Here is a 2787-nt window from a genome sequence, read left to right on the forward strand (position 1 = left end):
CAAAAACTGACGATATATGGCACTGCTACATTCCAGATTTAAAACCAGGACAGTTATATGCATACAGAGTTTACGGAGATTATGACCCAGCAAACGGGCTTCGCTATAACCCTTACAAGCTGCTCTTGGACCCTTATGCCAGAGCGATTACTGGTGACATCAATCTAGAAGATGTTCACTATGATTTTGATTTTGATAAAGTAGATAGCGAGTTTCTTGTTAATAATCAGGACAGCGCCGAAAACATGCCAAAATGCGTAGTGCTGGATGGTAAATATGATTGGGAAAATGATACTCATCCAAATATACCCTGGTCAGACACTATAATTTACGAGACGCACGTAAAAGGATTTTCTATTCTTAATGAAGATATCCCAAAATCACATAGGGGCACATACTCAGGTTTAAGCTCTAAAGCATCAATTGATTATCTAAAAAACCTCGGAATAACAGCCGTTGAACTTCTACCGGTACATCACAGTGTGGCAGAAAGAACTCTTGTAGATCAAGGGCTTACTAATTATTGGGGATATAACACTGTAGGATTTTTTGCCCCGGATTCTCGTTATTCGAGCACAGGTATTATGGGAGAGCAGGTAGAAGAATTTAAAGATATGGTTAAAGCGCTTCACAATGAAAACATTGAAGTGATACTGGATGTAGTCTATAACCACACTGCAGAAGGAGGCAAGCTTGGTCCGAATCTTAACTTTCGCGGCATTGACAATCTTTCATATTATAAATTAAAAAAGGACAGCAAAAGCGATTATGAGAACTTCACTGGCACTGGCAATTCTATAAATTCGGGAGACGATATTGTAATTCGGATGGTTTTAGAGAGCCTTAGGTATTGGGTGGAGGAGATGCATATTGATGGATTTAGGTTTGATCTTGCGACTGTATTAGGTCGAGAAGAATATGATTTTCACAGACATAGTAAACTGCTAGAGTTAATATGTAATGATACAGTACTTAGCAAAGTTAAATTAATTGCCGAACCATGGGACATAGGTTACGGCGGATACCAAGTAGGCAATTTCCCCGATCCCTTTTCAGAGTGGAACGATAAGTATAGAAATACCCTAAGACAGTTCTGGAGAGGTGACAGCGGACAATTGGCAGATATGGCGTATTGTATTAGCGGATCAAGCAATCTATACAATCTTCGCTCTAAAGGCTCTCACACTAGCATTAATTACGTATGCTCCCATGACGGATTTACACTCGAAGATCTTGTTTCATATGAGAACAAACACAACCTAGCGAATCTAGAATGCAACAAAGACGGTACAAATGAGAATTTTAGCTATAACTTTGGCTATGAAGGAGAAACTACAAACAAAGAGATCCTGGAGCGAAGAGAGAGACAAAAAAGAAATTTTATAGCCACCGTGTTCTTATCCCAAGGAACACCAATGCTTCTTTCAGGAGACGAGGCAGGAAGAACTCAGCAAGGGAACAACAATTCTTATTGCCAGGATAATATTATTTCTTGGCTTGATTGGAAAAGGCTTAAATCAAACAAAGACCTTAATAATTTTACAAGAGAGTTGATAAAACTAAGAAAAAACTCTCCGATTTTAACAAAAGGTCAGTTTTTTGATGGAAAAGAGATAAGTGACACAAATATTAGAGATCTAATCTGGTATTTAGCAAACGGAAGAGAAATATCTGAAGAAGACTGGCAGAACAGCAATATTAAATCATTATGTCTAATAATGGCATTTACAGATAATACGAAAAGTAGTGATAAAATAAGATCAATCAGAGACAATTCATTAATGATATTTCTTAACGGCTCAAAAGAGACTGAAAAGTTTATTGTCCCGGACAATAATATTGCATCAAAATGGGAAATTATAATAAATACTTCAAGCAATACTTTAGATAAAAAAGGCCTATGTTTATCTATAAAAGATAACTATATAATGCTCGACAGATCATTGGTAGTATTAAAACCAAGAACTGGCAGATTAACAAAATTATTGACTAGCATAATAAAATGAACAAAAGATCCAGCGGCATATTAATCCATATAACTTCACTTCCATCAATTCATGGAATTGGTGATTTTGGCCCAACTGCATATGAATTTATTGATTTACTAACGCAGTCGGGTCAAAAATACTGGCAGGTGCTGCCGCTTAACCCTACCGAAGCTACTTATGGGCATTCCCCCTATAGCTGCCCTTCGACATTTGCCGGCAACCCTCTTCTTATTAGTCCTGAGCTTTTAAAGAAAGATGGGTATCTCAGTGATTCAGATTTATCAGACCCACCTGATTTTTCTCAAGATTCTGTTGATTTTGAGGCCGCTGCGTTATACAAGATGGAAATCCTGAAAAAAGCATTTGAATCTAATATCCGGGGAATAGCTCAATATAGTGATTTTAAGAAGTTCTGTAAACAAAATAATCACTGGCTTGAGGATTATTGCTTATACTGCTCAATAAAAAATGACTCAAACTATGTTACATGGAGGGATTTCCCAATCGAACTTAGAGATAGACACACTATATGCCTAGCAAAATGGAGCGAGCAGGAAAAGCACTTTATTCTATTTTACAAATTCCTCCAGTATATCTTCTTTAAACAGTGGTTTTCTCTTAAGAAATATGCAAATGACAAAGGCATCAGAATAATTGGAGATATTCCCTATTATATAAATTATGATAGCTCAGACGTATGGGCTAATCAGCAGCTATTTAAACTGGACAATGATAAAAGACCTGAGTTTGTGGCAGGTGTGCCCCCTGACTACTTTAGTGAAACCGGCCAGCTTTGGGG

2 protein-coding genes are annotated in these 2787 nt (G+C 37.2%); both read left to right on the plus strand.

All coding sequences use genetic code 11. The annotated features are described in order from the left end of the window. On the plus strand, positions 1-2006 hold a 2006-nt coding region (gene glgX, locus AAF462_11390; protein MEM7009726.1), incomplete at its 5' end, for a glycogen debranching protein GlgX. Beyond that, the coding region (locus AAF462_11395; protein ID MEM7009727.1) for a 4-alpha-glucanotransferase at positions 2003-2787 on the plus strand (785 nt) is incomplete at its 3' end. The genes glgX and AAF462_11395, both read left to right, overlap by 4 nt.

Source organism: Thermodesulfobacteriota bacterium (genome assembly GCA_039028315.1).
Taxonomy (GTDB): domain Bacteria; phylum Desulfobacterota_D; class UBA1144; order Nemesobacterales; family UBA2774; genus CR02bin9.